Annotated in this window: 18 protein-coding genes and 1 pseudogene; 14 read left to right on the top strand and 5 right to left on the bottom strand. The window is 40.1% G+C overall.

Features of this window, described 5'->3' with window-relative positions; genetic code table 11:
• The first annotated feature begins 166 nt into the window (after positions 1 to 166).
• The 4 genes and pseudogenes from ilvB (at position 167) to PL11201_RS01260 (ending at position 5,295) form a co-directional block, all read left to right on the top strand.
• Positions 167 to 2,050: a biosynthetic-type acetolactate synthase large subunit gene (gene ilvB / locus PL11201_RS01275; RefSeq protein ID WP_255377491.1), complete on the top strand. Its 1,884-nt coding sequence runs from the start codon at positions 167 to 169 to the stop codon at positions 2,048 to 2,050.
• Positions 2,051 to 2,253: 203 nt separating this feature from the next.
• Complete coding sequence (locus tag PL11201_RS01270; protein ID WP_079676853.1) at positions 2,254 to 3,783, top strand: YifB family Mg chelatase-like AAA ATPase; 1,530 nt, start codon at positions 2,254 to 2,256, stop codon at positions 3,781 to 3,783.
• Between the two features lie 127 nt (positions 3,784 to 3,910).
• A pseudogene (locus PL11201_RS01265) lies at positions 3,911 to 4,210 on the top strand (AAA-like domain-containing protein); the annotation flags it as partial.
• A gap of 257 nt (positions 4,211 to 4,467) precedes the next feature.
• Positions 4,468 to 5,295: a hypothetical protein gene (locus PL11201_RS01260; RefSeq protein ID WP_079676852.1), complete on the top strand. Its 828-nt coding sequence runs from the start codon at positions 4,468 to 4,470 to the stop codon at positions 5,293 to 5,295.
• 68 nt (positions 5,296 to 5,363) lie between these two features.
• Here the strand turns inward: PL11201_RS01260 and PL11201_RS01255 are convergent, their stop codons facing one another.
• Positions 5,364 to 6,098, bottom strand: a complete 735-nt coding sequence (locus PL11201_RS01255) for a peptidylprolyl isomerase (RefSeq protein ID WP_079677372.1) — start codon at positions 6,096 to 6,098, stop codon at positions 5,364 to 5,366.
• Positions 6,099 to 6,606: 508 nt separating this feature from the next.
• Here PL11201_RS01255 and PL11201_RS01250 point away from each other — a divergent pair.
• The 4 genes from PL11201_RS01250 (at position 6,607) to PL11201_RS01235 (ending at position 10,948) form a co-directional block, all read left to right on the top strand.
• The gene (locus PL11201_RS01250) at positions 6,607 to 7,668 is read left to right on the top strand and encodes a M10 family metallopeptidase C-terminal domain-containing protein (protein WP_079676851.1); all 1,062 of its coding nucleotides are present in this window, start codon (positions 6,607 to 6,609) and stop codon (positions 7,666 to 7,668) included.
• 381 nt (positions 7,669 to 8,049) lie between these two features.
• Complete coding sequence (locus PL11201_RS01245) at positions 8,050 to 8,379, top strand: hypothetical protein (protein WP_079676850.1); 330 nt, start codon at positions 8,050 to 8,052, stop codon at positions 8,377 to 8,379.
• A 355-nt stretch (positions 8,380 to 8,734) separates the two neighbouring features.
• Positions 8,735 to 9,025 carry a hypothetical protein gene (locus tag PL11201_RS01240; RefSeq protein ID WP_144017637.1) on the top strand — a complete coding sequence of 97 codons (291 nt, stop codon included), beginning with the start codon at positions 8,735 to 8,737 and terminating at the stop codon, positions 9,023 to 9,025.
• Between the two features lie 138 nt (positions 9,026 to 9,163).
• Positions 9,164 to 10,948: a DUF4347 domain-containing protein gene (locus tag PL11201_RS01235; RefSeq protein ID WP_079676848.1), complete on the top strand. Its 1,785-nt coding sequence runs from the start codon at positions 9,164 to 9,166 to the stop codon at positions 10,946 to 10,948.
• Positions 10,949 to 11,299: 351 nt separating this feature from the next.
• Here PL11201_RS01235 and PL11201_RS01230 read toward each other — a convergent pair whose 3' ends face one another.
• The 4 genes from PL11201_RS01230 to PL11201_RS01215 form a co-directional block, all read right to left on the bottom strand.
• The gene (locus tag PL11201_RS01230) at positions 11,300 to 11,689 is read right to left on the bottom strand and encodes a HetP family heterocyst commitment protein (RefSeq protein WP_079676847.1); all 390 of its coding nucleotides are present in this window, start codon (positions 11,687 to 11,689) and stop codon (positions 11,300 to 11,302) included.
• A gap of 30 nt (positions 11,690 to 11,719) precedes the next feature.
• Positions 11,720 to 13,396 (bottom strand): putative HlyD family type I secretion protein, encoded by a 1,677-nt coding sequence (locus tag PL11201_RS01225; RefSeq protein ID WP_079676846.1) that lies wholly within the window; start codon positions 13,394 to 13,396, stop codon positions 11,720 to 11,722.
• A gap of 522 nt (positions 13,397 to 13,918) precedes the next feature.
• Entirely contained in the window at positions 13,919 to 17,005 is a 3,087-nt protein-coding gene (locus PL11201_RS01220) for an ABC transporter transmembrane domain-containing protein (protein ID WP_079677371.1), read from the bottom strand.
• Positions 17,006 to 17,502: 497 nt separating this feature from the next.
• Positions 17,503 to 18,207 (bottom strand): YdcF family protein, encoded by a 705-nt coding sequence (locus PL11201_RS01215; protein WP_079676845.1) that lies wholly within the window; start codon positions 18,205 to 18,207, stop codon positions 17,503 to 17,505.
• 16 nt (positions 18,208 to 18,223) lie between these two features.
• Between PL11201_RS01215 and PL11201_RS01210 the strand changes: the two genes are divergently transcribed.
• From PL11201_RS01210 to PL11201_RS01185, 6 genes are all read left to right on the top strand, one after another.
• Positions 18,224 to 18,583, top strand: a complete 360-nt coding sequence (locus PL11201_RS01210) for a hypothetical protein (RefSeq protein ID WP_079676844.1) — start codon at positions 18,224 to 18,226, stop codon at positions 18,581 to 18,583.
• Between the two features lie 348 nt (positions 18,584 to 18,931).
• Complete coding sequence (locus tag PL11201_RS01205) at positions 18,932 to 21,685, top strand: efflux RND transporter permease subunit (RefSeq protein ID WP_079676843.1); 2,754 nt, start codon at positions 18,932 to 18,934, stop codon at positions 21,683 to 21,685.
• Between the two features lie 66 nt (positions 21,686 to 21,751).
• The gene (hpnA, locus tag PL11201_RS01200; RefSeq protein ID WP_079676842.1) at positions 21,752 to 22,732 is read left to right on the top strand and encodes a hopanoid-associated sugar epimerase; all 981 of its coding nucleotides are present in this window, start codon (positions 21,752 to 21,754) and stop codon (positions 22,730 to 22,732) included.
• A 118-nt stretch (positions 22,733 to 22,850) separates the two neighbouring features.
• A complete protein-coding gene (hpnH, locus tag PL11201_RS01195; protein ID WP_079676841.1) occupies positions 22,851 to 23,861 on the top strand; it encodes an adenosyl-hopene transferase HpnH in 1,011 nt (336 codons plus the stop codon).
• A 138-nt stretch (positions 23,862 to 23,999) separates the two neighbouring features.
• Positions 24,000 to 24,821 carry a metal ABC transporter permease gene (locus tag PL11201_RS01190; protein WP_079676840.1) on the top strand — a complete coding sequence of 274 codons (822 nt, stop codon included), beginning with the start codon at positions 24,000 to 24,002 and terminating at the stop codon, positions 24,819 to 24,821.
• A 69-nt stretch (positions 24,822 to 24,890) separates the two neighbouring features.
• On the top strand, positions 24,891 to 25,811 hold the full coding sequence (locus PL11201_RS01185) for a hypothetical protein (RefSeq protein ID WP_079676839.1): 921 nt from the start codon (positions 24,891 to 24,893) through the stop codon (positions 25,809 to 25,811).
• Positions 25,812 to 25,832: the final 21 nt, after the last annotated feature.

The raw sequence follows: 25,832 nt of genomic DNA, 5'->3' as shown, positions 1-25,832 counted from the left end.
AATTTTCAAGATGGGGATTTTCTTTTCCCTCTTAACCCTTTTCCTTTTATAAAATTTAATAAAAAATATAGCTTTTCTTTCCTAAATTTGCCTTATTATAGAAGTATAAATTTTACAGCAAAAATAAAACAATAATTCATTACAAAATTATCCTTTTGTTAGGTTAATTAATCCTCAACCGAGAGTTGAGAATTCTCAGGAGAAAGATATGCAAAATCAACAAAAAGTTTCAGGCGCGTTTGCCTTAGTTGATAGCCTCAAACGTCACGGTGTTAAACATATTTTTGGCTATCCCGGGGGGGCAAATTTACCGATTTATGATGAACTTTATCGAGCAGAACAGGCAGGAGATTTACAACATATTCTAGTCCGCCACGAACAAGCCGCCGCCCACGCCGCCGATGGTTACGCCCGGGCAACGGGTCGGGTGGGGGTCTGTTTGGCGACCTCTGGCCCTGGAGCCACCAACCTAGTCACAGGCTTGGCAACGGCCTACATGGACTCCGTGCCGATGGTGGCCATTACCGGACAGGTACCCCGGGGATCTTTAGGGAGCGATGCCTTCCAAGAAATTGATATTTATGGGATCACTTTACCCATTGTTAAACACTCTTATTTAGTGAGAAATCCGGCGGATATTTCTCGGATTGTGGCGGAAGCCTTTCACTTGGCCAATAGTGGCCGACCCGGGCCAGTTTTAATTGATATTCCCAAGGATGTGGGCATTGCTAAAATTGATTATCGTCCCGTTGAACCGGGTCAAGTTAAACTAATTGGATATAAGCCAACAGTCAAAGGAAATCCTCGCCAAATTCATCAAGCTTTAGAGTTAATTCAACAGGCAAAAAAACCCTTATTATATGTCGGTGGGGGAGCAATTATTAGCAATTCCCATGGCGAAATTCAAGAATTAATAGAACGATTTCAAATTCCGCTCACCACGACTTTAATGGGGAAAGGAATATTCAATGAAAATCATCCTTTATGTTTAGGAATGTTGGGAATGCACGGCACAGCCTACGCTAATTTTGCCGTGGCTGAATGTGATTTATTAATCGCTTTAGGGGTACGTTTTGATGACCGAGTGGCGAGTCAAGGCAATGATTTTGCGAAAAATGCCAAAGTGATTCATATTGATATTGATCCGGCGGAAGTGGGAAAAACACGCCAACCCGATATTCCCATTGTCGGAGATGTGCGTCAAGTTTTAGTGGATTTGTTGCGTCACGCCCATGAGTTGGGAGATAGTATTAATCCCGAAAAAAATCAGAGTTGGTGTGAACATTTAGCCCAACTGCGCTTAGAATATCCCTTGGAAATTTCTCAACCGGAAACCGGAATTTCTCCTCAAGAAGTGATTGTAGAAATTGCTCGTCAAGCCCCCGATGCTTTTTATACCACCGATGTCGGACAGCATCAAATGTGGTCGGCTCAATTCCTCAAAACCGGGCCGCGACGGTGGATTTCTAGCGGGGGTTTAGGAACCATGGGCTATGGACTTCCGGCGGCGGTGGGGGTAAAAATTGCCTTACCCAATGAACAAGTAATTTGTATTAGTGGGGATGGCAGTTTTCAGATGAATATGCAGGAATTGGGAACTATTTCTCAATACAATGTGGGAATCAAAGTGATTATTTTAAATAATGGTTGGTTAGGCATGGTGCGCCAGTGGCAACATTTATTTTATGATGATCGCTATGAAGCAACAAATTTAGAAAAAGGCAGTCCCAATTTTGCTAAATTAGCCGATGTTTATAATATTAGATCATTGAATATTTCTCGGCGGGAAAGTTTAGCGGGGGCGATCGCTGAATTATTAACTTATGACGGCCCCATGTTATTAGATGTGCGGGTCACTCGGAATGAAGACTGTTTTCCCATGGTCGCTCCAGGTCATGGGAATGATGATATGATGGGTTTAAAATCGAAGATTACCCAAACCAATCCTCAAGGATTAGTATGTCCAAGTTGTGGCACACTCAATCCAATTAATCACAAATGTTGTTCAGAATGTGGAACACAATTAACGACGGATTTCGTGTTAGCTTAGATCTTTCAACAATTGACAATGTACAATGGACAATGGACAGTTAACAATTACCTCTCCCTAAAGTGAGAGGATTGACAATCAGGAAAAATTGTTAATTTTTTCCTCTTAAAAAAGGAGGTTTTCAACCTAATTAACTAATTGTCAATTGTTAATTATCAATTGTCAACTGATAAAAATAGAACCCATTATTAAACTTAAAAACCATGTTAGCCAGGGTTTGGAGTGCCTCTATTGTTGGAATTGATGCGGTTAAAGTCGGGGTGGAAGTTGATATTTCCGGGGGACTGCCTAAAATTATGGTGTTGGGACTTCCCGATGCGGCGGTTCAAGAATCACGAGAGCGGGTAAAAGCAACTTTAAAAAATGCCGGATACCATTTCCCGATGCGAAATATTGTAATTAACTTAACTCCGGCGGATTTACGCAAAGAAGGGCCGAGTTTTGACCTTCCCATTAGTATTGGGATTTTAGCCGCATCAGAACAAATTAAGGCTGATTTATTGGGGGATTTTTTATTTTTAGGAGAGGTGAGTTTAGACGGTGGATTAAGACCCGTTGCCGGGGTACTTCCGATCGCCGTAGCAGCCCAAAAAATGGGAATTACCGGGTTAGTTGTTCCTGAAGATAATGTTCAAGAAGCGGCCGTTGTGCAGGGATTATCAGTTTATGGATTTAAAAGTTTATTAGATGTGACGGATTTTTTAAATCATCCCAGTGCTTATCAACCTGTTCAATTAACCGCAACGGATTTATTATCTCAAAAAACAACAATTGGCTTAGATTTAAGTGAAGTTAAGGGACAAGCCCACGCTAGACGGGCATTAGAAATTGCAGCCACCGGAGGACATAATTTAATTTTTGTTGGGCCCCCCGGCAGTGGAAAAACCATGTTAGCCCGGCGTTTACCCGGGATTTTACCCCCGTTAAGTTTTGAAGAATCCTTAGAAGTGACTCGGATTTATTCCGTGGCGGGACTATTAAAAAATCGGGGAACTTTAGTGAGCGATCGCCCCTTTAGAAGTCCCCATCATTCCGCTTCTGGCCCGGCTTTAGTTGGGGGAGGAACCTATCCGAAACCAGGGGAGATTTCTTTAGCCCATCGGGGTATTTTGTTCGCCGATGAATTAACAGAATTTAAACGGGATGTATTAGAGTTTTTAAGACAACCTTTAGAGGATGGATTTGTGACGGTTTCTCGTACTAAACAATCGGTGATTTTTCCGGCTAAATTTACTTTAGTAGCGAGTACAAATCCCTGTCCCTGTGGATATTATGGGGATACTATTCAACCTTGTACCTGTTCCCCTCGTCATCGAGAGCAATATTGGGCAAAATTATCGGGGCCATTGATGGATCGGATTGATTTACAAGTGGCTGTTAATCGATTAAAACCAGAGGAAATTTTACAACAATCTCAAGGTGAAAATTCTGCTAATATTCGACAACGAGTGATCACAGCCCGGGAACGCACCCGCCAACGATTTGAAGATGAACCCCAGTTAAAATCAAATGCGGAAATGCAGAGTCGCCATATTCAAAAATGGTGTCAATTGGATACGGTCGGACAGAGTTTATTAGAAAATGCGATTAGGAAATTAGGATTATCAGCCAGGGCAAGTGATCGGATTTTAAAGGTAGGTCGAACTATTGCTGATTTATCGGGGGAAGATAATATTAAACCTGCCCATGTTGCGGAGGCTATTCAATACCGAACTATTGATCGAATGCAGTAAATTGTAGAGGTAATTTGTTGTCATTCAGTTTTTTAAGGATTACTATTGTTTATAGGTAGCAAACATTTGAGACTTAAAACAATAGTGGTGGTTTCCTCTATACCTGGCAAAATTTCCTGTTTATCCTATGTCCTATTCCATTTATCAAGTGGGTGGGAGTTTACCCGTTGATGCTCCTACCTATATTAAACGACAAGCGGATGAAGACCTGTATCAAGCATTGAAAGCAGGAAAGTTTTGTTATGTGTTAAACTCCCGACAAATGGGAAAATCTTCCTTGCGAGTCCGCACAATGCAATGGTTACAAGTCGAGGGAGTTTTATGTGTTGCGATTGATTTAACGGCTATTGGGACGGCGGATATTACATCGGCAGAATGGTATGCGGGAATTATTGATAGTATTGTCAGTAGTTTAGATTTAGCGGATAGGTGGGTTCATAATGGAAACTTGGGGTGTTTATGGTTTCTGTTATAACTCGAACGGAATAGTTATTGACTTAATTACAGATAAAATTAGTATTACTATTTAAACTCGAATATTTTATCAGATCTTTACAAAAAAAACTAAAATCTTTAAACTAACCCCTGTTAATTTCCCTACTCCATAGATTACATTGCATCTATAGGTTATCGGTATTGATACCGTGATCAGTTTTGATTTAAAACTTAACAAAAGGATTTGACATGAATACTGCACCCAAAGCAACTATGAAATTATTCATTATTGCTACTCCGGTTATTGCTTTATTAAGTAGTGTTTCCCCTAGTCTTGCGGGTACATTTGCTAAGGCTGAAACTGAAACCTTGATTTATAATTTCAGTCAAGTTCCTACCAGTATTTCCACATTTACAGATACTCAAACCCTAGCATTAGCTTGGAAAGGGACTGTATTCTCTGAAGCGAATGCTAGTGCCTATTTTGATGTTAATTTCTGCTTGGAACCTGAATATTGTTTTCCCCTGGCTAACAATGGTTCCCAGGCGATAACTCTAGGAGAAGGTCAAGAATATTTAGGTTTAGCTCAAAGTCAAGCAGCAGCTATTGGTTATCAATTTGAAATTGCTGAAAATCAAGAATTTACTTTTGACTTTATCTCGATTTTAAATTTAGAAGCCCAAAAATCACAGCAACAAGAATCGACTCAAGCCGCGAATTATATCGCTTTCTATTTGTTTGAAGATTCTTCTAATAATTTGTTAGATTTCTTTAGTCTAAATAGCTGGCTAAATTATGCTAATAAACATAATTTATTCATCCAAAAAAGTCAGGGTTTTCAATTATCGCCCTCAGCAACAACAAACGCCGAAGAAAATCAAGCATCTGTCAGTATTTTGTTATCGGGATTATATTCTCATCAATTTAGTCAAGGTCAAAACCTCACCTTAATTACCTATCAAAAGAGTGCCACAATTGTCCAAGCACCTGAACCATCAACCTCCGTCTGGTTATTAATTCTGGGTGCATTAGGAGCCGCATTAGGCTTAAAAAATAAATCAAATTTATCTGATTAATTCTGTCAATTAATCAGTTTTAAGGTGCATTTACTTGCTTGTAATAGCTGGGGCATAAAAGTAGAATTTTAAGTGTTATATAGCCGATAATTCAATTCACTAGCTAACCAATCTTTAAATAGTTTCTGAAGAATCTCTTGATAACGTTCAGGAGTCAATTCAGCTTGAATAAACTCCTCAACTAAGATTAAATGATAACCTTGGTCAGTTTTGACTGGACTTAATATTTCTCCGGGAGTTGAACCAAATACAATTGCGGCAAAATCCGCTTTTAATCCCCAACGATAAAGTTTACCTTCATAGCCGCATTGTTCCCGACGTCGGGGGTCAACATCATATAAATGGGCGGCATGATAGAAACTAATTTCTTCTTCTTCTATTTGATAAAATAGTTCCCTAGCCAAGCGCTCGTAGGGAACAATAATTTGATATAATGAAACTTGTTCAAAACTCAAGCGATTTTGAATAAAGTATTTTTCAACATCTTTAGCAAATAAAGATTCTGCTAATTTTTCGGCTAAAAGACGTTCTCGAATTCCCGCTTCCCAGTCATCGGAAGTGATCATTTGGTCAGCTAACCATGCTAAGGTATCCGCCGCCTTTTCTAAGCGTTTTTCATGACGTTGTTGGTTAGCTTGGTTTTGAATTTCCTCATCCGTTACAATAATACCTCTTTCCTCAGCAACTTGATCTATAACTTTTTGAGACAAAATCTTCTGATGAACTTCCTTGAATTCCAGATTGCGTTTCAGGAAGCCAACAATTTCCTCATCATCAAGTGAGCCTTTGGAAAGTTGCACCATGATCATTTGTACTTAACCCCAACTCTTTTAACTTAACATTAGCAGACTATTATAAATTATGGTGAAATCCAGATAAAATAAGGTGATGGGGTCAACATCTGAAAGCTCAAGGACTTTTAGATGAGGTGACGTTACTATTTTTTTGATCATAATTTTCAAGAATTATAACTAAATTATCAAGATCATTGTTGCCAAAATGGCAGTTTCTTTATATTTTTGACTTGATTGATATTAGATTGGGTTAGTTTTGGGGTTTTCAGGTTCAAAACTAATCTGCCAAAATGCCGACATAAGTCTAAGGATCTTCGCTATATTATAAGTAGGCTGTTCCGTACTTAAACTCTATATATAGCAACCCATGTAGGGGTTGTAATATTTTAATACTAGAAGTATTACCCCTAGATCCGGCGTTCCCTTTTAAGCCCAAATTTTGAACACAACTCAAATAGGATTGCTATATGGCTTTTCGTTTAAATAATACATTTTCAAAACACAAAGGAATAATTCCATGGCTAAGACTCTATTTATAGAACAAACTGCCCCCAGTTATACTTCTACTCCCAACTTTGCTCGGGTAGAAGTAAGTTCTGTATTTTCCAACTATAATCAACCGGCTTCAACCATTTTGACGAATGCCCAGACAGAAGCATTAGTCAAAAATGGGGTGGCTACTGCTATTGCTGATGCTCTAGCCGTTTTTAATAATGACCCTAATTTTTCTGTGCTATTTAATGATGGTCTCGCCATCGGTTCAACTGGATCATATCAGGGAAGTGCTGGCAGTAAAACTGAAGTGATCGCGAATTTTTCTATTGATGCTAATCAAAATTTCTCTTTCGACTTTTCAGCTAACTTGGAACTGGCAGCTAAAGAGATTGAAAAATCTAAGACCGAATATAATGAGGCTCATGGTCAAGCCTCTTTCCTATTGTTAGACACATCGGATTTTAACAAACCCAAGGTGTTAGACTATTTTGGTCTGTCGGGTGATTTAATCTCCTCCAAGAACATCCACAAGTTAAAATTTAGTGCGAGTAAAAACGTTAAACTTAAAGACAAGAATAAACATCCCAATATTGAGAGCGACTACGGCACGGACTGGCTCACAGGCGATGCCATTGGAACTTATCAGCAGACATTTAAGCGCAAGACTAACCTGACCCTGGTGGAACTGGGTAGTAGTGCTGTTCAAGTATCAGAAGATCCTTTAATCGCTAACCGGGCTTCAATCAATGGCAGAAAGAGCCATGATATCCTAATTGGTGGTTCGGGCAATCAGGTTATTCAGGGCGATCAAAACAATACCGATCTCTTTGTTTTTACCCAAGGTAACGGCTTGCAAACAGGGGATTTAGATGTGATCAAAGATTTCAAAGTAGGCGAAGACAAGATTAAATTTCAGGGCGAGGGTAACATCAATACTTCAGATTGGTGGCAAACTAAGGTTGCACACGGTCAAATCACTGATACCAAAGATGGTGCGCTGTTGAATTCTGATTCTGGTGGGAAAATTCTCTTGTCAGGCGTGAAACTCAACCAACTGAGTGCCAATAACTTCATGTTTGCTTAAAATTAATCCAAAATCATAAAATCAACAGCCAAAATGGAGGACATCCATAGGTGACGATGCCCTCCATTTAATCTGATTGCCAAATTGGCAGATTTATCTGCTTCATTTCAGGTCAAAATTAATCTGCCAAAATGGCAACACAGGTCGAAAAAGCCTAGCTATATTAAAAACATCAAAAGAACACAAAATTGTTCAGCCAAACAGAAAAAAATTCTGCCAAAATGGCAACATCTCTTTGTTAACTTTTGATAAGTTGATGACAGGAAAATAGAATTGTTACCGAAAAAATGTTCTGCCAAAATGGCAAAATAGACACCATAAGGCAAGCTGAATTAGGTAACAAAAAACCGAAGTAAACTTACTTTAAAACGGAGAAATACAATGATTATTTCTGACCTGAATTACCTGGAAGTCGTTTCTGAAGCTACCACAGTTTTCGGTGGTTGTGATGAGCCTCCTGAACCTAATTATAATTGGTCTGAAGAAGATCTCGTTAGTATCACCTTCGAAACCATAAATAGCTTTACTCTTAACATCACTGCTCCAGGTGTGCCTGACGGCAACTACGCTTCTGCCGGTGCTAAAGCCGTTGCTGATAGCGGCACTGGCTCTGGCTTAAATAGCTTCGTAAAAGCTGATACCTTGGCTGTGACAACTTATGGCCTTGGTGGTTTCGCTGGCAGCACTTCCGTTGCTGCTATCAACGGCTAAGAAGCATACTGGTCATAGGTAATGGCATTTAGGTGAATATTACCTATGACCCCGTAATCATTCAATTTCACGATAAACAGATAACAGAAATTGAGTTTTTGTTATCTGTTTATCATTAGCTTAGTCAGTCAGATTGGATTGTGATGAACTTGTCAATATGAATATTGCAAAAATGACAATTTGTTCATGTTTTTGACTTGATTAATATTAGATTAGGTTACTTTAGTTTTTTTTACCTCAGTCAAAATTAATCTGCCAAAATGGCAATACAGGTCTGATGATCTTCCCTATCTTAAATACAGAACTAAAAAAAGTTACTTTTGACAAAGAACTTATCAAAAAAAAGGACAAAACAATGAATATTTCTGATCTGAATTACTTGGAAGTTGTTTCTGAAACTGTGGCGGTTCAAGGTGGTTTGAAAAATACCATCAGCTTCAGCACCAAAAATTCGTTTACTCTGAATATCAATGTCCCATCCTTGTCTCCCGGTAACTACGCTTCTGCGGGTGCTAAAGCCGTTACCGATCCTGGAATCTACGACGGAACTCTTAACAGCTTCACAATGGCTAATACCTTAGCTGTGGCAACTTATGGCACCAGTTCTTTATCTTCTAGCAACTCCGTTGCAGCTATCGCTTTGTAAGCAGGATACTGGTCATGTAATAGCCTTGAGGTGGGTGTTACGTGACCAGTGATTACCGATCTCTTACGACTTACATTTGGGCTTTCATAAAACTCAATCAACAATTAGTAAAACTCTATAAAAAAGAAAGGAGTATATATGGAAATGTGGCACTCGCCTGACAATTCAGAATTTTCTGGTATTCCCGCCGCCGCATCCAGTACGACGGCTTATTTAGGGAGAACTGGACAGGATCATTTCAACACCCTTGGACAAACTTCTCAGTCTTCTAATATTGCTTTCATTGACTCCAATATTCATGACTATCAAGACTTAGTGAAGGGTTTGCAGCCGAATACAGATATATGGGTACTCGATTCGCTACAAGACGAAGTAATTCAGATTACCCAAGTTCTATCAAGTCTGAGTGACATTAAGAGTTTGTCTATCTTCTCCCATGGTAGCGATGGCCATTTACAACTCGGAACAACCGATCTCAATCTCAATAACTTGGGTAACTATGCCGATGCTCTGACTAATTGGAGAGGAGCGCTGACCGAAGATGCGGATATTCTCCTTTATGGCTGCAATGTAGCAGCTAGTCAAGCGGGGCAAGACTTTGTGCAACAGATTGACCAGTTAACTGGAGCCGATGTAGGAGCTTCTAAAGACCTGACGGGTAGCGCGTCTGTGGGGGGAAACTGGAACTTAGAGTTTTTGACTGGGGCGATCGAAACCTCTAACATTTTACCATCCTGGGTACAGGAAGGCTACGATCACACCCTGGCAACGTTTTCAGTAACCAATAACGGTGATAGTGGGGCTGGCTCCTTGCGTCAGGCTATTTTAGATGCCAATGCTGCGGCGGGTGCTGATACGATCAACTTTACAGGAACGATGGCTGATACGACTCCAGATACCATTACCCTGACGAGTGGGCAACTGCTAATCAGCGGCGATGTCACAATTAATGGCCCGGGGGCAAATTTGCTCACAATTAGTGGCAATAATGCCGGTCGCGTGTTTGTGATTTATTCAGTGAATGCAACTATTGGAGGAGTCACCATTGCTAACGGTAAAGCTGATATTGGTGGTGGTATTTACAACTATTTGGGTTCTCTAGGACTCTTCAACAGTACACTTAACGATAACGTTGCAACCGTTCAGGGCGGTGGGATATTCAACTATGGTAATATGTTGGTCAATGGTGGCACCTTTAACCGCAACATCGCTAATAATACGACCTCTGCTGCTAACGGGGGTGGAATTTTCAACTATTTCGGCAGTCTGGAGGCAAGAAATAGCACCTTTAACACCAACCAAGCAAAAACTTACGGAGGTGGAATTTGCAATAATACTAATGCTTCCCTGACCGTAGACAATGATATATTCTCCAAGAATACGGCGCTCAACCGAGGTGGCGGTATCTGTAACTATGTTGGAGCCTCTATGACTGTCACTACCAGTGTGATTAAGGATGGTACAGCAAGCATCCTCGGGGGTGGGATTTGCAACTATGGCACAATGGTTTCTCTGGACAACACCCTGATTCAAAGCAATAAGGCAACGAGTAGTGGTGGTGCTGGTGGTGGTGTCTTTAATGCCGGAACCGCCAATATAACGAACACCACCATCTTGAGCAATTCCACAGCCGGACAAGGTGGCGGTATCTATAATGGTACAGCATCTGGAAACCTAACCCTGAGAAACAATAGCTTGCTTTCCGGGAACAGTGCGGCTAAGGGGGGTGGTATCTACAACGCTACTGGAGCGACTGCTAAGGTTGGAGGCAGCAATATGATCTCCAACCGACTCACATCCTCTAGTGGGGTCGGCCCCGATGCTTGGGGGAACTACACCAGCGAGGGGTTCAATACGCTCTATAGGACTGCTGGCAGTACGGGCTTTAGTGCAGCCAACGGAGATACTATCATTTTTGGGTGATTCTCCGGGTTTCAGATGACTATTCAGCATCCGTCGAACTCAAGTTGATTAACCTACGATGAACAGCAAAAAAAACCCGATTAAATACGGGTAATTCTATAGCGCTACGCTTTGGGGAACAGGGAACAGGTAACAGTAAGCTGTGAAGGCTTTTCAGGATTTAGAAATGTCCTAACCGTAATGCGTAGCGCTATAAATCCGGTTTACCGATTTTATCAATAGCCAATCCTAACCGGATTTGGTATAACGATAGAAAAAGATGTGAAAAGGGGATTTTTAAAATTTGATTCAGAAGAAAAATCAACTCAGCTAAACCGAAAATTTTAACTTGTTCTTGAAATGTGCTCAGGTTTAGTTCACGTTCCAAAAACCAGGAACGTTTTCTACAACCTCTAAATACCGAAATCCTCCCAAAACCCCCCGACTCAATTCAGGAATGGTCTCTAAATAAGTTAAGTCCCGAAGTTTGACCGCCCCAGAAGGTGTAGTCTGGGTATTAAGACTTGACTTAACAGAGGTTGTCTGACTTTGAGGCTGGAGATTAGAATTATGATCCTTAGTGATTCGGTTATAGGTGCGATAGGGAATATAATGCAGTGGGTTATACCCGGCAAAACGCAAAATTAAAACACAAGCCCAAGAATATTTTCCCGATAAAATCGCATCTATGATTTGTTCAAATTGTTCTTCACTCATCGCTTTAGCGACTTTCGAGTTATTGTAAGAATATTGAGCAGACATTTCTTGTACTCCTAATTAGTAAATAGTGTTTTACAAATTGATACCATTTTTCTGCAATTGCAGAATAGGATTAAGTAGAATGTCCATAATCCGACGACGACGAATAATAATATCCGCACTAGCCGTTTGTCCAGGTTTTAACTGAATTTTCTGATCCTGTTGCAAAACATAGTCTTTTTTTAACACAATTTCCAATTTGTAAACGGGGCCAATTGCTTGATCGACTTTTGTATCGGGGGAAATTGAGCGAACTGTTCCTTCAAATACCCCATAATTTTGATAGGGATAAGCATCAAATTTGACTTTAACTGACATTCCCGTTTTCACAAATCCAGCTTTGTCATTCGGGAGACTAGCCGTTAAAATCATGGGTGCATTTTTGGGCGTAATTTCAGCCACGGTTTGTCCGGGTTGAATGACTTCTCCCACATTAAACACATTCAAGGCAGAAATAACTCCATCAATGGGAGAATAGAGATATCTGTCTTGAAGTTTGGCTTCAGCCGTTGTAATTAAATTTTGTGTTTCGGCAATTTTAGCTTTTAATTGAGTTACTTCTAACTCGGTTTGTTGAATTTTTTGCTGGGTTTCTACCTGAATTGTTTTGGCTTCCGCTTGTTTCTGGGCTAATTCCGCATTTAATCGTTCAACTTCAACTTGAGATTGTTTTAATTCTCCTTGAGATTGGGTGATTAATCTTTGTCGATCTCGGAAACTTTGTTCGGCTTGAAAAATCTGTTCTTGGGTACTATTTTTTTCTGATAATTGAGCCTGAACAATGCCCCTTTGTTGATCTCGCAGATTTTGTTCGGCTTGAAACAATATGTCTTTAGAAATAGCACCACTTTCTAACAGGGGTTGTAGCCGTTCTAGTCGTTCTTTCGCTGCCGATTCTCCCTCCTGCAATTTTTCAATTAGGGTTTGGGTTTCTGCCTTTAAGGGTTGTAAAGATTCAACTCGTTTTTGAGTCGCTGACGCTTCAAAATTGAGTTGACCTAGTAATCGCTGATTCGATGCAATTTGGCTTTGGACTCGTTCAATACTGGCCTGTTGAGATTGAAGTTGAGCGGTAGCGATCGCAGCTTGGGTTTGGGCTTCTAAATGAATCCGTTCAATTAACCCTTGTTTTTGAATCAGTTCGGCTTGAAAGGCGGTGAGTTGTTGTTGTAATCCCGCTAATTCTTGGGTGGCAATTTGTCGATCTAGTTCGGCTAAAACCTCGCCTTTTTTAACAGTTTGTCCCTCTTTCATCGGAATTCGGGAAACTTTTCCCAACTCAACGGGATGGATTTTGTAAACTTCCCCTTGGGGTGCTAATTTACCTCTAGCTTGACCGACTTCATCAACGGTTCCAAAATATCCCCAGGCACCAAAGGCGATACAAAAAATAAATCCTCCTAACATTAATTGCAGGGGAAAAGAGGCAGGAGGTTGATCCAGTAGGGACTGTAAGGCATTTGACCAGTCTGGTTTCGCCGTCGGAACACTAGCTGGTGGAGGGGATTTTTTGGGGACTGTTTGGGGGGGAGCTAGGGGAGGAAAGGGAACGGAACCGGCAATACCGCCATAAATCTGATCGGTTTGTTCTATGTGTTCCAGACTAAATTGCAAATCCTCTAAGTATTCCTCCTGCACCGTTACAGACAATTGGGAGTCTGAATCATCAGTGTTTTTACTGAGAGGGGAGAACAGTGTGTACGGTTTCATAAGCTGATGTAAAAACTGGCCAACAAAGGTTGGTGTTTTAATTGTTTTTTTTAAAATGAAATTAGATTGAACCGGAAAACAGCGATGTTATAGCAGGGAATAGGGAATAGGCAATAGGGAGAAAAGACCCCACCATCAGGTTTTCTGGATCGGTATGAGTCCTAACCGCGATGCCCGCGACTGCTATAAATCGACTGTTAACAAAAAGCAGTGACCGATTATAGGTGCTATTCAACTAACTACCGCACGCAAACACCCTATAACCAGTCTCTAGGGTTTAAATGATCCTACGTTTAGGCCAGTGTTCTTGTTTTTATCAAAATCCTCTGTGTTTATACTAAGGTAATTTATAATTTGAGACTGCCAGATTGGCAGATTTTTGTGAAAAGTTTTGTTAACAGAGGAGATCGGAGAAGATGAAGGTAGGGTTTGGGGCTGTTTGATTTTTGATGGTAAATTTCAGATCCCCCTGCCTCCCCTGCCACGCGCGGGGTTAGGGGGGATCTTGGTGCTTAGTGAGGGCTATAAAGCCAGTTGTTGTTGGGCTAAATGGTAATAGAGTCCTTGAGTTGCCATTAGCTGTTCATGGTTGCCCTGTTCAACTAAAATACCTTTGTCTAAAACCAGGATACAATCGGCACTTCTCACGGTTGAGAGACGATGGGCAATAATAATTGTGGTGCGGTCGCGTTGCATTTGTTCTAAATTGCGTTGAAAACGGCTTTCACTTTCGGTATCTAAAGAACTGGTTGCCTCATCTAAAATTAGAATTCGAGGACTTCCTAATAAGGCTCTAGCGATCGCTACTCGTTGCCGTTGTCCTCCCGATAAACTTGACCCCCGTTCTCCAACTTTGGTATAATATCCCAAAGGTAAACCCTGAATAAATCCATGAACTTCGGCTAATTTAGCTGCCTCAATTACCTGATCCAAAGTATATTCATCTCGATAGAGCGTAATATTTTCTAAAAGGGTTCCTGAAAACAAATAACAATCCTGGGGAACAACGCCCATTTGTGTGCGTAAAGAAGGGGGAGAAACATGACGAATTTCATGTCCATCCACATAAATATGTCCCGTTGTGGGATGATACAACCCTTGCATTAACTTAACTAAGGTGCTTTTTCCTGAACCACTGCGCCCAACAATCGCAATAGTTTTACCCGGAGGAAATTTAAAAGATAGATTTTGCAGAATATTAGTTTCCGCATCTTCTTGATAACGAAAAGTCACGTTATCAAAGTTAATTTCTCCCTGGATTCTTGGTAATACAATTAACGGTTTTTGCGGGGTTTCTTCCGGTTCCTGTTCAAAGACATCATTTAACCGCTCCACGGAAATTAACACCTCTTGTAATTCATCCCATAATCCCACTAAAGCAAGAATCGGACTAATTACATAACCCTGCATCATATTAAAGGCGACAAACTGACCAATAGTTAATTGATCTTGGATTACCAAATTCACACCAAACCAAAGTAAAAATGTACTCCCAATAGAATTAATTAACCCACTGACAAATCCCAAATTAATCCCTAATTTCTGGGCTTTAAACTGAACATTCATCTGTTGGGTTAATTTTTCTTCCCAACGCCAACGTAATTCCGGTTCCGCCGCGACCGCTTTCACCGTATTAATTCCGGTAAAAATTTCTACTAAAGTTGAACTTTGATCGGCAGCGGCATTAAATAATTGACGGGAAATCTGCCGTAATATGGGCGTTGCTGCTAATGTCAGAATGATAATTAAAGGCACAATTCCTAAAATTAAAATTGTGAGTTTAAGGTTGTAATAAAGCATCAATCCTAAATAGACAAACCCCGTCACCACATTCAACGCCGACAGCAAAATTTGACCGACTAGAAACCGTTGAATTTTCTGATTTTCTTGAACCCGGGTAAGAATATCACCGACGCGGCGGGACTCAAAGAACTTTAAAGGAAGTTGTAGGGCGTGGTTAATAAATCCACCAATGAGAGTTAAATCCAAACGATTTGATAAGTAACTCAATAGATATTGTCGAATTGAGGATAACCCTAAACTCCACACGCCAAATAATAACAATCCCAAGGCAAATACATTCAAACCGGTGAGACTTTTATTCACCACAACCCGATCTAAAATAATCTGGGTTAATAAAGGAGTTACAATTCCAAATATCTGAATTAATAGGGATAACAAAACAATTTGTAATCCCAAAAACCGATGGGGCCAAATTACTCCGGCAAACCGACCGAGAGAGCGTTTCTGCTCTTGGAGTTCCTGGAATTGATCGGTGGGTTCCAAAAGTAAAGCATAGCCCGTCCATCCGGTTAAAAACGCCGGACGAGAGAGGGTTTTTTTGCCCTCAGCCGGATCAGCAATCACAACCTGATCACGGCGGACTTTATAGACCACAATATAATGATCCCCCTGCCAATGGGCAATCCAAGGGTTTTTTTCGGTTTCTAAACGATTCAAACTTGCCCGGACTGGTCGCGCTTGATAGCCTAAGCGTTCTGAGGTGAGAGTGAGGTTTTTTAAGGAGACTCCAGATCGTCCTACATCCGAAATATTACGCAGGCTATTAATACTTAAATATTTCCCCCAATACTGACTAATCATCGCTAAACAAGCAACCCCACAGTCAGAGGAGCTTTGCTGTTGTATAAATGGATAGCGTTGCCAAAATCCTCGCCAGACTCGTTGACGTTTGGGTTTCGGGAAGCTGAGGGTTTGGGGGGTTGAGGGAACGATCACCGGGGATAGTTTAACAGTGGCGGGTTGAGGAGACACTGTTACCGTGGTTTGCTGTTTCCGCATTGGAGATTTCCCACCTTGTACAGATGTTAGCTGTAGGGTTTCTGTGGGAAGTTGATAGACTACTAACTCTGTGGTAGCGATCCATTCTGGGGGGATGGGATCGGGTTCTCCCCAACTATCGCCCACCCGGGGAACAGTATCGGTACCCGCAATTTGTCCTTGGTACAGCCAAAATCGGCTCTGTGGCGTTGGAAATGCTGATTGTAGGGGAGTTCCAGCCTTGATCTGGTGTTGGGTGCAGCCAGATAAAAGTTCTTGTAGTCGGTGACTGGTCAACCGTTGTAAGTCCGTTTGGGTTTTGAAGAATAATAACCGTTGTCGGTTTTCGATGGCGGTTTGCAGGTAGGTTTGTAGTTTAATCTGGGCTATAATTTCGACCGCAGGAATTGAAGCCACAATCACATCACTGGTGGCGATCGCTTCATAGGGTAAACTTGAGTATTCCCATCCGACTTGATCCCCGCCAAAGGTTTCACCAGGTTCAATAACTGAAACCGAAATCTCCCGATTGAGATTTTTGTCCCAGGCCAGGAGTCGGACTCGACCTTCAACAACCAGATAAATCAGGGATTTTTGGTTCAGTTCACTGTGAACTGTTTTTTGGGGAGAAATGGCTATATTATCAATAGAATCTCCCAGTTGAAACGAGTGGAGATGCCAATGTTGACTCCAGGCTGCAACATCAATGGTATCGGCATCAGGGACTTGAATTAAAAAGTTTTCTAAGGTAGAAATCAATAAAGATTGAGAAACCCTCGGGTTAGGAGTGGACGCCCGATCCCGTTCAGTCAAGTTGAGGTTGATCATGGTTCTGATGGGATAAATATTATTATTGGCAATCTGTGCAGCGGCGCTTAGAAATCTCAAATTAGGCTTTTCTAGTCCCTTCAAAACCCCTTTAGCAAATGGGAATCTAGCCCCCTTAGCAAGCAGAATCTAGCTCCCTTACCAATGGAGTTGGGGTATATACAGTTATCCGCAGAAATCCCCCTAATCAGGGAGACTCCTGCCCACGGGAGTTAAGCGCTAATTGAGCAAAAACTTAGGTCTAACAACACTGATTGCTTTTCAGATGATTAGAGGATTCTGATATTCAATCAAGTTGCCTATCTTCGTAAGATACCCTTGTATGATGGCATATTCTAATCCAGGGTGTTCCCAAATTGAAGCAGATTCCGATGATTTTTATTAAATCTTTAACTCAATCTTTACATTGAGTGCTGAAATTTTAAGGCTTGTAAAACCGATGGGATAAAAGGTTGGGGGACTTTTTTGTCAAAAGCGTATGTAAAGTTAAGGTCTAATTAGGGCTCCCTTTCCTGACAAATTGATTTTCGGTCAATACCACTTTGATATTCACAGGAGAATTTTTCCTGACACCAGTTTTTCAGATTTACCCCTTCAAGTTGAGTTAGATTAGAACAGGAAGGTTGAATCACTTGACTTGCTAACGCCCATAAAAAAGTTCGGGTGATATCTATTCCTGTTTTTAGCCACAATTCCCGATTTGCGGGAACTCCGGTTTCTTTTACTGTTTCCACATCCACCCAAATTCCATGGGCTCCTAACATAATTTGAGCCATCCATTTTGCCCGGGGTAAATGGGTGGGAGAGGTAATTAATTTAATATGACGAGCTTGCCATTTACTCAGAATAGGTTGACTGTAAAAAAAATTATCAAAAGTAGAATTTGCACACTTTTCTAGCCAAACCTGTTGTGTTGGTACTTGTTGTAGTTGAAATAATTTTAAAATACAGGGATCATCTGATCCGGTTGAAATTAAAATCCGAATATCGGGATTTTGTTTTGCTAGTTGGGCGACATACATTTCCCGTTTAATACTTCCCCCCAGGACAAAAAATGTATCCACAGGTTGTTGGGAGGCGACAGATAGCTTCTGGAATTGATGCCAAATACTACTCGACAGCGTGATTAATATAATAATTGTCCCTAGAAGTAAAATTTTTAGGCACAATTTATGTTTTAATTGTAATGGTCGCCAATTCATTTAAAACCAATCCTTTATGAATATTATCAGTCCTTTTGTCGTTGTTCGTCTGTTGTATTTTATATTATTCTTGGCTTTAGGACTTTATCCGGTTTCGACTCTGGCTCAAAATAATTCTACTCAACCCAAACCCAAATATCAATATCCCCAAGAAATTGTTAGTACTTATATTAGTAGTTGTAGTCAACGCAGTGTTCAAGAAGGTTTAACCCAACAACAGGCGAAAGTGGTTTGTCAGTGTACTATTAACCAATTTCAATCTCGGTACAGTTTTGAGCAGTTTCTGAAAATTTATACCCAAGCTCAAAAGACAAAAAAATCCCCCGATGAGTTTGTGGATGTGGGGATTGAATGTGCTGAAAAATTGCTCCAATAAATTAATATAAAATCCAAAAAATATTGCAGTGCGAGCGTCCTCGCTCGCTGGAAAATAGAGTTTAAATCTTCATATAGCAATCCTAAATAGGTTGTAGCATTTTATTGTAGGGGTTGGGTCTCCCAACCCAAGCGCAAAGAGGGTTGGGAGACCCAACCCCTACGGGTTTTTATCACAAATCCTACACGGATTGCTATAGCTATAGCAACTCGCGCCGAGGCTGTAATATTTTAATACTAATATGAAACAACCAGAAGTATTACCCCTGTTTCGGTGTTTCGGTGTTCCGGTGTTCCCTCAATAGTTTACAATAAATAGTTTAATAATCATATATTATCAATACCTCCTATGATTCAGTCTCCGCTAAAACCTTCTATGCGAGAACAGTTCAATATTTCTCGTGCTTGTATCGCTCATCCTAGAATTGCAATTGGGTTTTGGATTGGGGTAATTATAGCAGGAATTTTGGCATTTAGTCATCTCAAATATGCCCTATTTCCAGAGGTGACGTTTCCGGTTGTAGTTGTGAGTACCACTACACCAATTTCCACGGCAACGGATACGGAATTAAAAGTGACTTTACCGATTGAAACGGGGGTAAAATCTATTCCAGGAGTCTATGATTTGCGTTCATCAACCTATGCCGGACGCAGTATTGTTAGTTTAGCATTTTTAGTGGGTACGAGTTTAGAATCCTCAACAAATCAAGTAGAAACAGCTTTAAAAACCATTCGATTACCTCTTGAAACAACCTACAATATAATTCCATTAAACCTAAACGAATCAACAGCTATTACCTACGCGATTAAAAGCGAAAGCAAAACCTTAAAAGAATTAACCACAATTACTAAAAGTGCAATTATTCCCCAACTAAAAGCTTTACCAGGGGTATTAAAAGTTAATCTCTTGGGGGATGGATTAAGTCGAGAAGCCAAAAAGGATATCGCCTCCTTATCCAGTTCTCAAACCCTAATTCAAGACCCGCCAACTTTGGTTAGATATAATGGTGAAAATGTCTTAGCAGTTCAAGTGGTAAAACGCAGTGATGCTAATACCTTAGAAGTGGTTAATCAGGTTGAAAATACAATTGATAGTCTCCAAAAAAACTTAAGCGATGTCAAGATAATTTTAGCAGAAACCCAAGCAGATTATATTAAAAAAGCCACCCGTTCTACAATTAATGAATTATTATTAGCCGTTGTTTTAGCTATTGCAATTGTCTTCCCATTTTTAAGAAATTTTAGAGCAACTTTAATTACCGCCTTAGCCATTCCCACTTCTTTATTAGGAACCTGCATTGTAATGGCAATTGCTGGATTTAACTTAGAAACGATAACCTTATTAGCCTTAGCATTAGTAATTGGAATTGTCATAGATGATGCTATTGTTGATGTGGAGAATATTGCCCGGTTAATTGATGCCGGAGAAACACCCAGAGAAGCAGCAATTAAAGGAACAGATGAAATTGGGTTAACGGTGACAGCTTCTACCTTAACAATTGTAGCAGTTTTTCTCCCCGTAGCCTTTATGGGAGATGCGTTAGGACAGTTTTTTAAACCCTTTGCTTTGACTATTTCTTCGGCTGTGGTTATATCATTATTAGTCGCCAGAACGTTATCTCCAGTTTTAGCAGTTTATTGGTTAAAACCCGCAAAAGATAGACCGGAAAATTATACTCCAAAACCCAACCCAATTATCGAAAATTATCGCCGATTATTGCAATGGTCACTCACCCACCGAAAACGAGTTATTCTAATCGCTATTTTGAGTTTTATTGTGGGTTTAGCCTTAATTCCTTTTGTCCCACAGGGGTTTTTACCGCGACTCGATAGGGGAGAATTTGTAATTAATTATTCCTATCCTTTGCCTCAAATTTCCAATATTCAACCTCAACCCCGTAGAGACGAGCCACGGCGCGTCTCCTCTCCCTCCAACGATATTTTTCAACAGCCAGGAGCTTTTGACTGGTTAACTGATTTAGCGAGAAATCCCATTCAACTTTTTCTGAGAAAAACTCGCACAACCGCCACAAAAATAGAAGCGGTTATTTTACAAACTCCTGATGTGGAAAAATCCTTTAGTATTATTGGGATTAAAGGGCAACCAAATCGAGGTAGAATTTATGTCAAATTGAAAAATAATCGTCAATTAACTACCTTAGAAGCTCAAGATCAAATTCGTTCTAATTTACCTCCCATTGATAATGTTAACGTCAGTGTGGAAGATATTCAATTTGTAGAAACAGGGGATGAAAAACCCCTGCAAATTGTATTGCTAGGAGAAGATATTCCGAAATTAAATAATATAGCTAAAACCATTCAAGAAAAAGTCACAAAATTACCCGGTTTTGTTGATGTTCGGGCAACGGGAGAAGACAATACATCCAATACAATTAACCAGATTGAACGATTTAATGGTCAACGAGCGGCTTATGTGACGGCGAATTTAAGCCAAGGTCAATTATTAGGAGATGCGACTAATCAAGTAATGGATATTGCTCAAACTTTAATAACCGATGAAGTCACCGTAAAATTAACCGGAGATTCCGCCAGAATTGGTCAAGTTTTAAATAGTTTTTTAATCACGCTTTTGTTTTCAGTGATTTGTATGTTAGGGTTACTATTTCTATTATTTGGTCGTTGGGTCGAACCGACGGTGGTGGGGTTAACCCTTCCCTTGTCTCTAGCTGGAGCAATGTTAGCCTTATTAATTACCCAAAGTGATTTCGGGATTATCTCTTTAATTGGGTTAATTTTTCTCTTGGGATTATTAGATAAAAATGTATTATTATTGATGGATTATATCAACCAATTACGTCAAAAAGGCATGGGTCGAAATCAGGCAATTATTGAGACGGGAGTTGTCCGTTTAAGACCGATTATGATGACCACCGCTTCGACGGTTTTAGGAATGTTACCGATTGCTTTAGGATTAGGAGCAGGGGCAGAATTAAGACAACCGATGGCCGTGGCGATTATTGGGGGTTTAATTACATCTACTTTATTAAGTTTAATTGTTGTTCCGGTTTTAAATACGTTTTTAGAAGATGAAGGTTTGAAGATAAAAAAACGATTTAATAAACAAAGTTTATCAGGCAAATAAAAGATATTAAATTTCCCATCAATAAGGGGGATTTAGGGGAATCAAATATTAGGAGAAAACAGAGAGATGATCAAAGTATTTGTAACGGGTGGTACGGGGTTTATTGGGGCGAATTTAGTTAGATCGTTATTGAAAAATAACTATGCGGTTCGGGTGTTGGTTCGTCCTGAGAGTAATTTAGATAACTTAAAAAATTTAGAGGTTGAAATTGTTATAGGAAACTTAACAGATGCCAACTTATCTCAATCTTTAAAAGGCTGTAAGGTTCTATTTCATTGTGCAGCCCATTATTCTCTTTGGCAAAGAGATAAACACCTATTACAACAATATAATATTATCGGCACTCGTAATATTTTAGCCGCCGCTAGACAAGCGGGAATTGAGCGAACAATTTATACCAGTTCCGTTGCTGCCATTGGAGTAAAACCGGGAGTTGCTGTTAATGAAAATTATCAAAGTCCGGTTGAGAATTTAGTGGGATATTATAAAAAATCTAAATATTGGGCAGAACAAGAAGCCCAAAATGCGGTAAAATTGGGTCAGGATATTGTGATTGTCAATCCCAGTACACCCATTGGCCCTTGGGATATAAAACCCACACCGACGGGGGATTTGATTTTACGCTTTCTCCGCCAAAAAATGCCCGCCTATGTGAATACCGGATTGAATTTTATTGATGTTAGAGATGTTGCCCAAGGTCATTTACTAGCTTTGGAAAAAGGCAAAACAGGAGAACGTTATATTTTAGGTCATCAGAATTTAACCTTAAAACAATTCTTGGATTTATTGTCAGAAATAACCGGATTACCCGCCCCCGAAAAAACCATCCCAGTTTGGCTTCCCTTGGGCATTGCCTGGGTCGATGAAATGATTTTAGCTAATTTAGGAAAAAAACCTTCTATTCCCCTAGATGGCGTTAAAATGTCAAGACAACCGATGTATTATAATGCTTCAAAAGCAGTTCAAGAATTGGGTTTACCTCAATCTTCAATTAAAACCGCCTTGAAAGATGCCGTTAATTGGTTTATGTTAACAGTTGACTCTTGACGGATACGGGCGGGCTCAGTCAGATCTTTTTTAATCAATCCAAATCTTGATTAACCCGTCCTTAAAAATCCGCGAAATCCGTGAAATCCATCTAAATCCGTGATCTAAAAGGAGAAAAATGGCCATTCAAATTGAACAAGCAATTACCGTCGGCAAATATTTGTTTATGCAACGGTTAATGGGGCGAAAAAAATTCCCCCTAGTGTTGATGTTAGAACCATTATTTCGTTGTAATTTAGCCTGTTCAGGCTGTGGAAAAATTCAACATCCGAAAGAAATTCTCAAGCAAAATTTAAGCCCAGAAGACTGTTTTAAAGCTGTGGAAGAATGCGGTGCACCCGTGGTTTCAATTCCCGGAGGTGAACCTTTATTACATCCGCAAATTGATCAAATAGTTGAGGGGTTAGTTACTCGCAAAAAGTTTATTTATTTGTGTACGAATGGAATTTTGCTCGAAAAAAGTTTAGACAAATTTAAACCTTCTCCCTATTTAACCTTTAGTGTGCATTTAGATGGGTTAAAAGCACATCATGATCAATGTGTAGATCGGGAGGGCGTATTTGAAATTGCAGTAAAAGCGATTAAAGTGGCTAAATCAAAAGGATTTAGGGTGACAACCAATACAACGGTATTTGCGGGAACTCAGCCGGAAGAAATGCAGAAATTCTTTGATTTTCTGGAAAGTTTAGGTTTAGATGGAATGATGATTTCCCCTGGTTATAGTTATGAATGGGCACCAGATCAAGAACATTTCCTAAAACGAGAACAAACTAAAGCCTTATTCCGGGAAATTTTATCTCCCTATCAATCAGGTAAAAAGCAATGGAATTTTAATCATAATCCTTTATTCTTAGATTTTCTCATCGGAGAAAAAGACTATGATTGCACTCCCTGGGGCAGTCCTAGTTATAGTGTTTTAGGATGGCAAAAACCCTGTTATTTATTAAATGAAGGGTATTATTCCAGTTATCAAGAATTATTGGAAAAAACCGACTGGGAACAATACGGAAAATCCAGTGGAAATCCTAAATGTGCAGATTGTATGGTTCACTGTGGTTATGAACCTACGGCGGCTATAGAAGCGATGAAAATTGAAAATATGGGGCGTTCTATTGGGGCTTTATTTTAATTAGTTGCGGGTAGGTTTATGATTAACTTGCCCTATTTTTGTATAACCATTGTAAAACCCTTCTAGTCCGAGCGTCCTCTGTTGCTAGGTTGCGTGCTTTAGCTTAACGGTTTATTCCATTTTATATAATCAAAAATAATGCTAACAGAATTAATTAAATTATTTGAATTTGAATTTATGAGAAATGCTTTAATGGCAGGACTTTTAGTGAGTATTGCCTGTGGCATGATTGGAACATTTGTTGTTGTGAATCGGATTGTTTTTATTAGTGGAGGAATCGCCCATGCTGCCTATGGGGGAATTGGTATGGGTTACTTTTTCAAATTTAGTCCCGTATTCGGGGCGATCGCATTTTCTGTAATTTCCGCCCTAGGAATGGGGTTAGTATATCGAAAAACTCAACAACGGGCAGATACTATTATTGGTGTAATGTGGGCAATAGGAATGGCAATTGGGATTATTTTTATCGACTTAACCCCAGGTTATAAAGTGGATTTAATGAGTTATTTATTTGGCAGTATTCTAACCGTCCCTCCATCGGATTTAATTTTGATGTTAATATTAAATATTTTAATTGGGGGGATGATTCTTTTATTTTATAAGGAATTAGTTGCCATTTCTTTTGACCCCGTGTTTGCCGAAACTCGGAATTTACCAGTAGACCAACTTTATCTAATGTTAATAGTTGCCATTGCCCTAACAGTGGTGATGGTGATGAAAGTTGTCGGTTTAATTTTGGTGATTGCCCTATTAACCATTCCGGCGGCAATTTCAGGACAATTTGTTAAAGACTTAAAACAAATGATGTTACTATCCAGTATTTTAGGAATGGTTTTTACCACCCTAGGATTAGGAATTTCTTACTTTTTTAATTTAACCTCCGGTGCCACGATTATTTTAGTCGCGGGTTGCGCTTATTTATTCAGTTTAAGCCTAAAAAATATGATTAAACAAGCCTGATGGGGTTCAATTTTCCTGATTTATGCTAAAGTCCTCTGTTGAACCTTGAATCACCCTTTAGATGAATTTATGAAAACCCAGATTGCACTTTGTTTGACTTCCCTAATTTTAGGCTTTTCCTACCCGGCAACGGCACAGAATCTTAACTGTCCGAGTTCAGTTTCTGCGTGTCAAAACTCCAACTCGACAGAAACCGTGGCGATTTTAGAAGATGGTCGGTCTTATGAATATGAAGCCGGACAGGGGATTTATCGAGTTCGCTACAATTATACTGGAGAAAATTGGACTCATGCTGATGTTGCCCCCATAAGAATTAATACGAATAAACCCATTGCAATTTTACCGATGCAATATACTAGCAATGGTGTACAATCCGGGGCAAGTGTTAACGGTGTTTCCGTGGGTCGAATTTGGAATTCAATTACCGTTGAAGAAATGAAACGACGGTTAGAAGCGTTAGGATTTTATGTGTTAACTCCGACGATTTCTATGTATGGAGAAAATATAGATGGATTTCAGGCTTTAGAACATTTTATTGCCGGAGTTCATAAGGGAAATACTTCGGTGCAAACGGTGGTTTTAACAGCCGATGCTAATGTTGCGAATGCTGCTAACCCCCGTCCGGGTGCTCAAATGTTAGTTACCGGACTCCATCAACGGGATTTATGGTGGGAATATCGCATTCAAAATCGTTTAGTTGGGTTTTATCAACAGCAGGGTTTAGTTAATATTGGGCCGAGAGTTCGAGGGGGGAAAAATAATCGTGAGGGTCATTCTTTGGCTTGGCATCCGATGATTGAAAGGGCGGCGGAATATAATCCTAAAGTGGCGATTATTGAGGTTGCCCAAGCCGCAGAAATTATTCAACGGGCGGGGTCAATTCAAGCCGGGCGACAATGGGCCGCCCCTGTGTTTGATGGTGTGGCGTTAGGAATGGCGGAAGAAGCCTGCGCTACGGGGGCGAAATTGGAGATATGTAGGGGGGAGTAGGGGGAGTAGGGGGAGCAGGGG

The sequence above is a fragment of the Planktothrix sp. PCC 11201 genome (assembly GCF_900009135.1).
GTDB lineage: Bacteria > Cyanobacteriota > Cyanobacteriia > Cyanobacteriales > Microcoleaceae > Planktothrix.
Note: the sequence above shows the minus strand (reverse complement) of the source record. Positions and strands in the feature narration are given on the sequence as shown.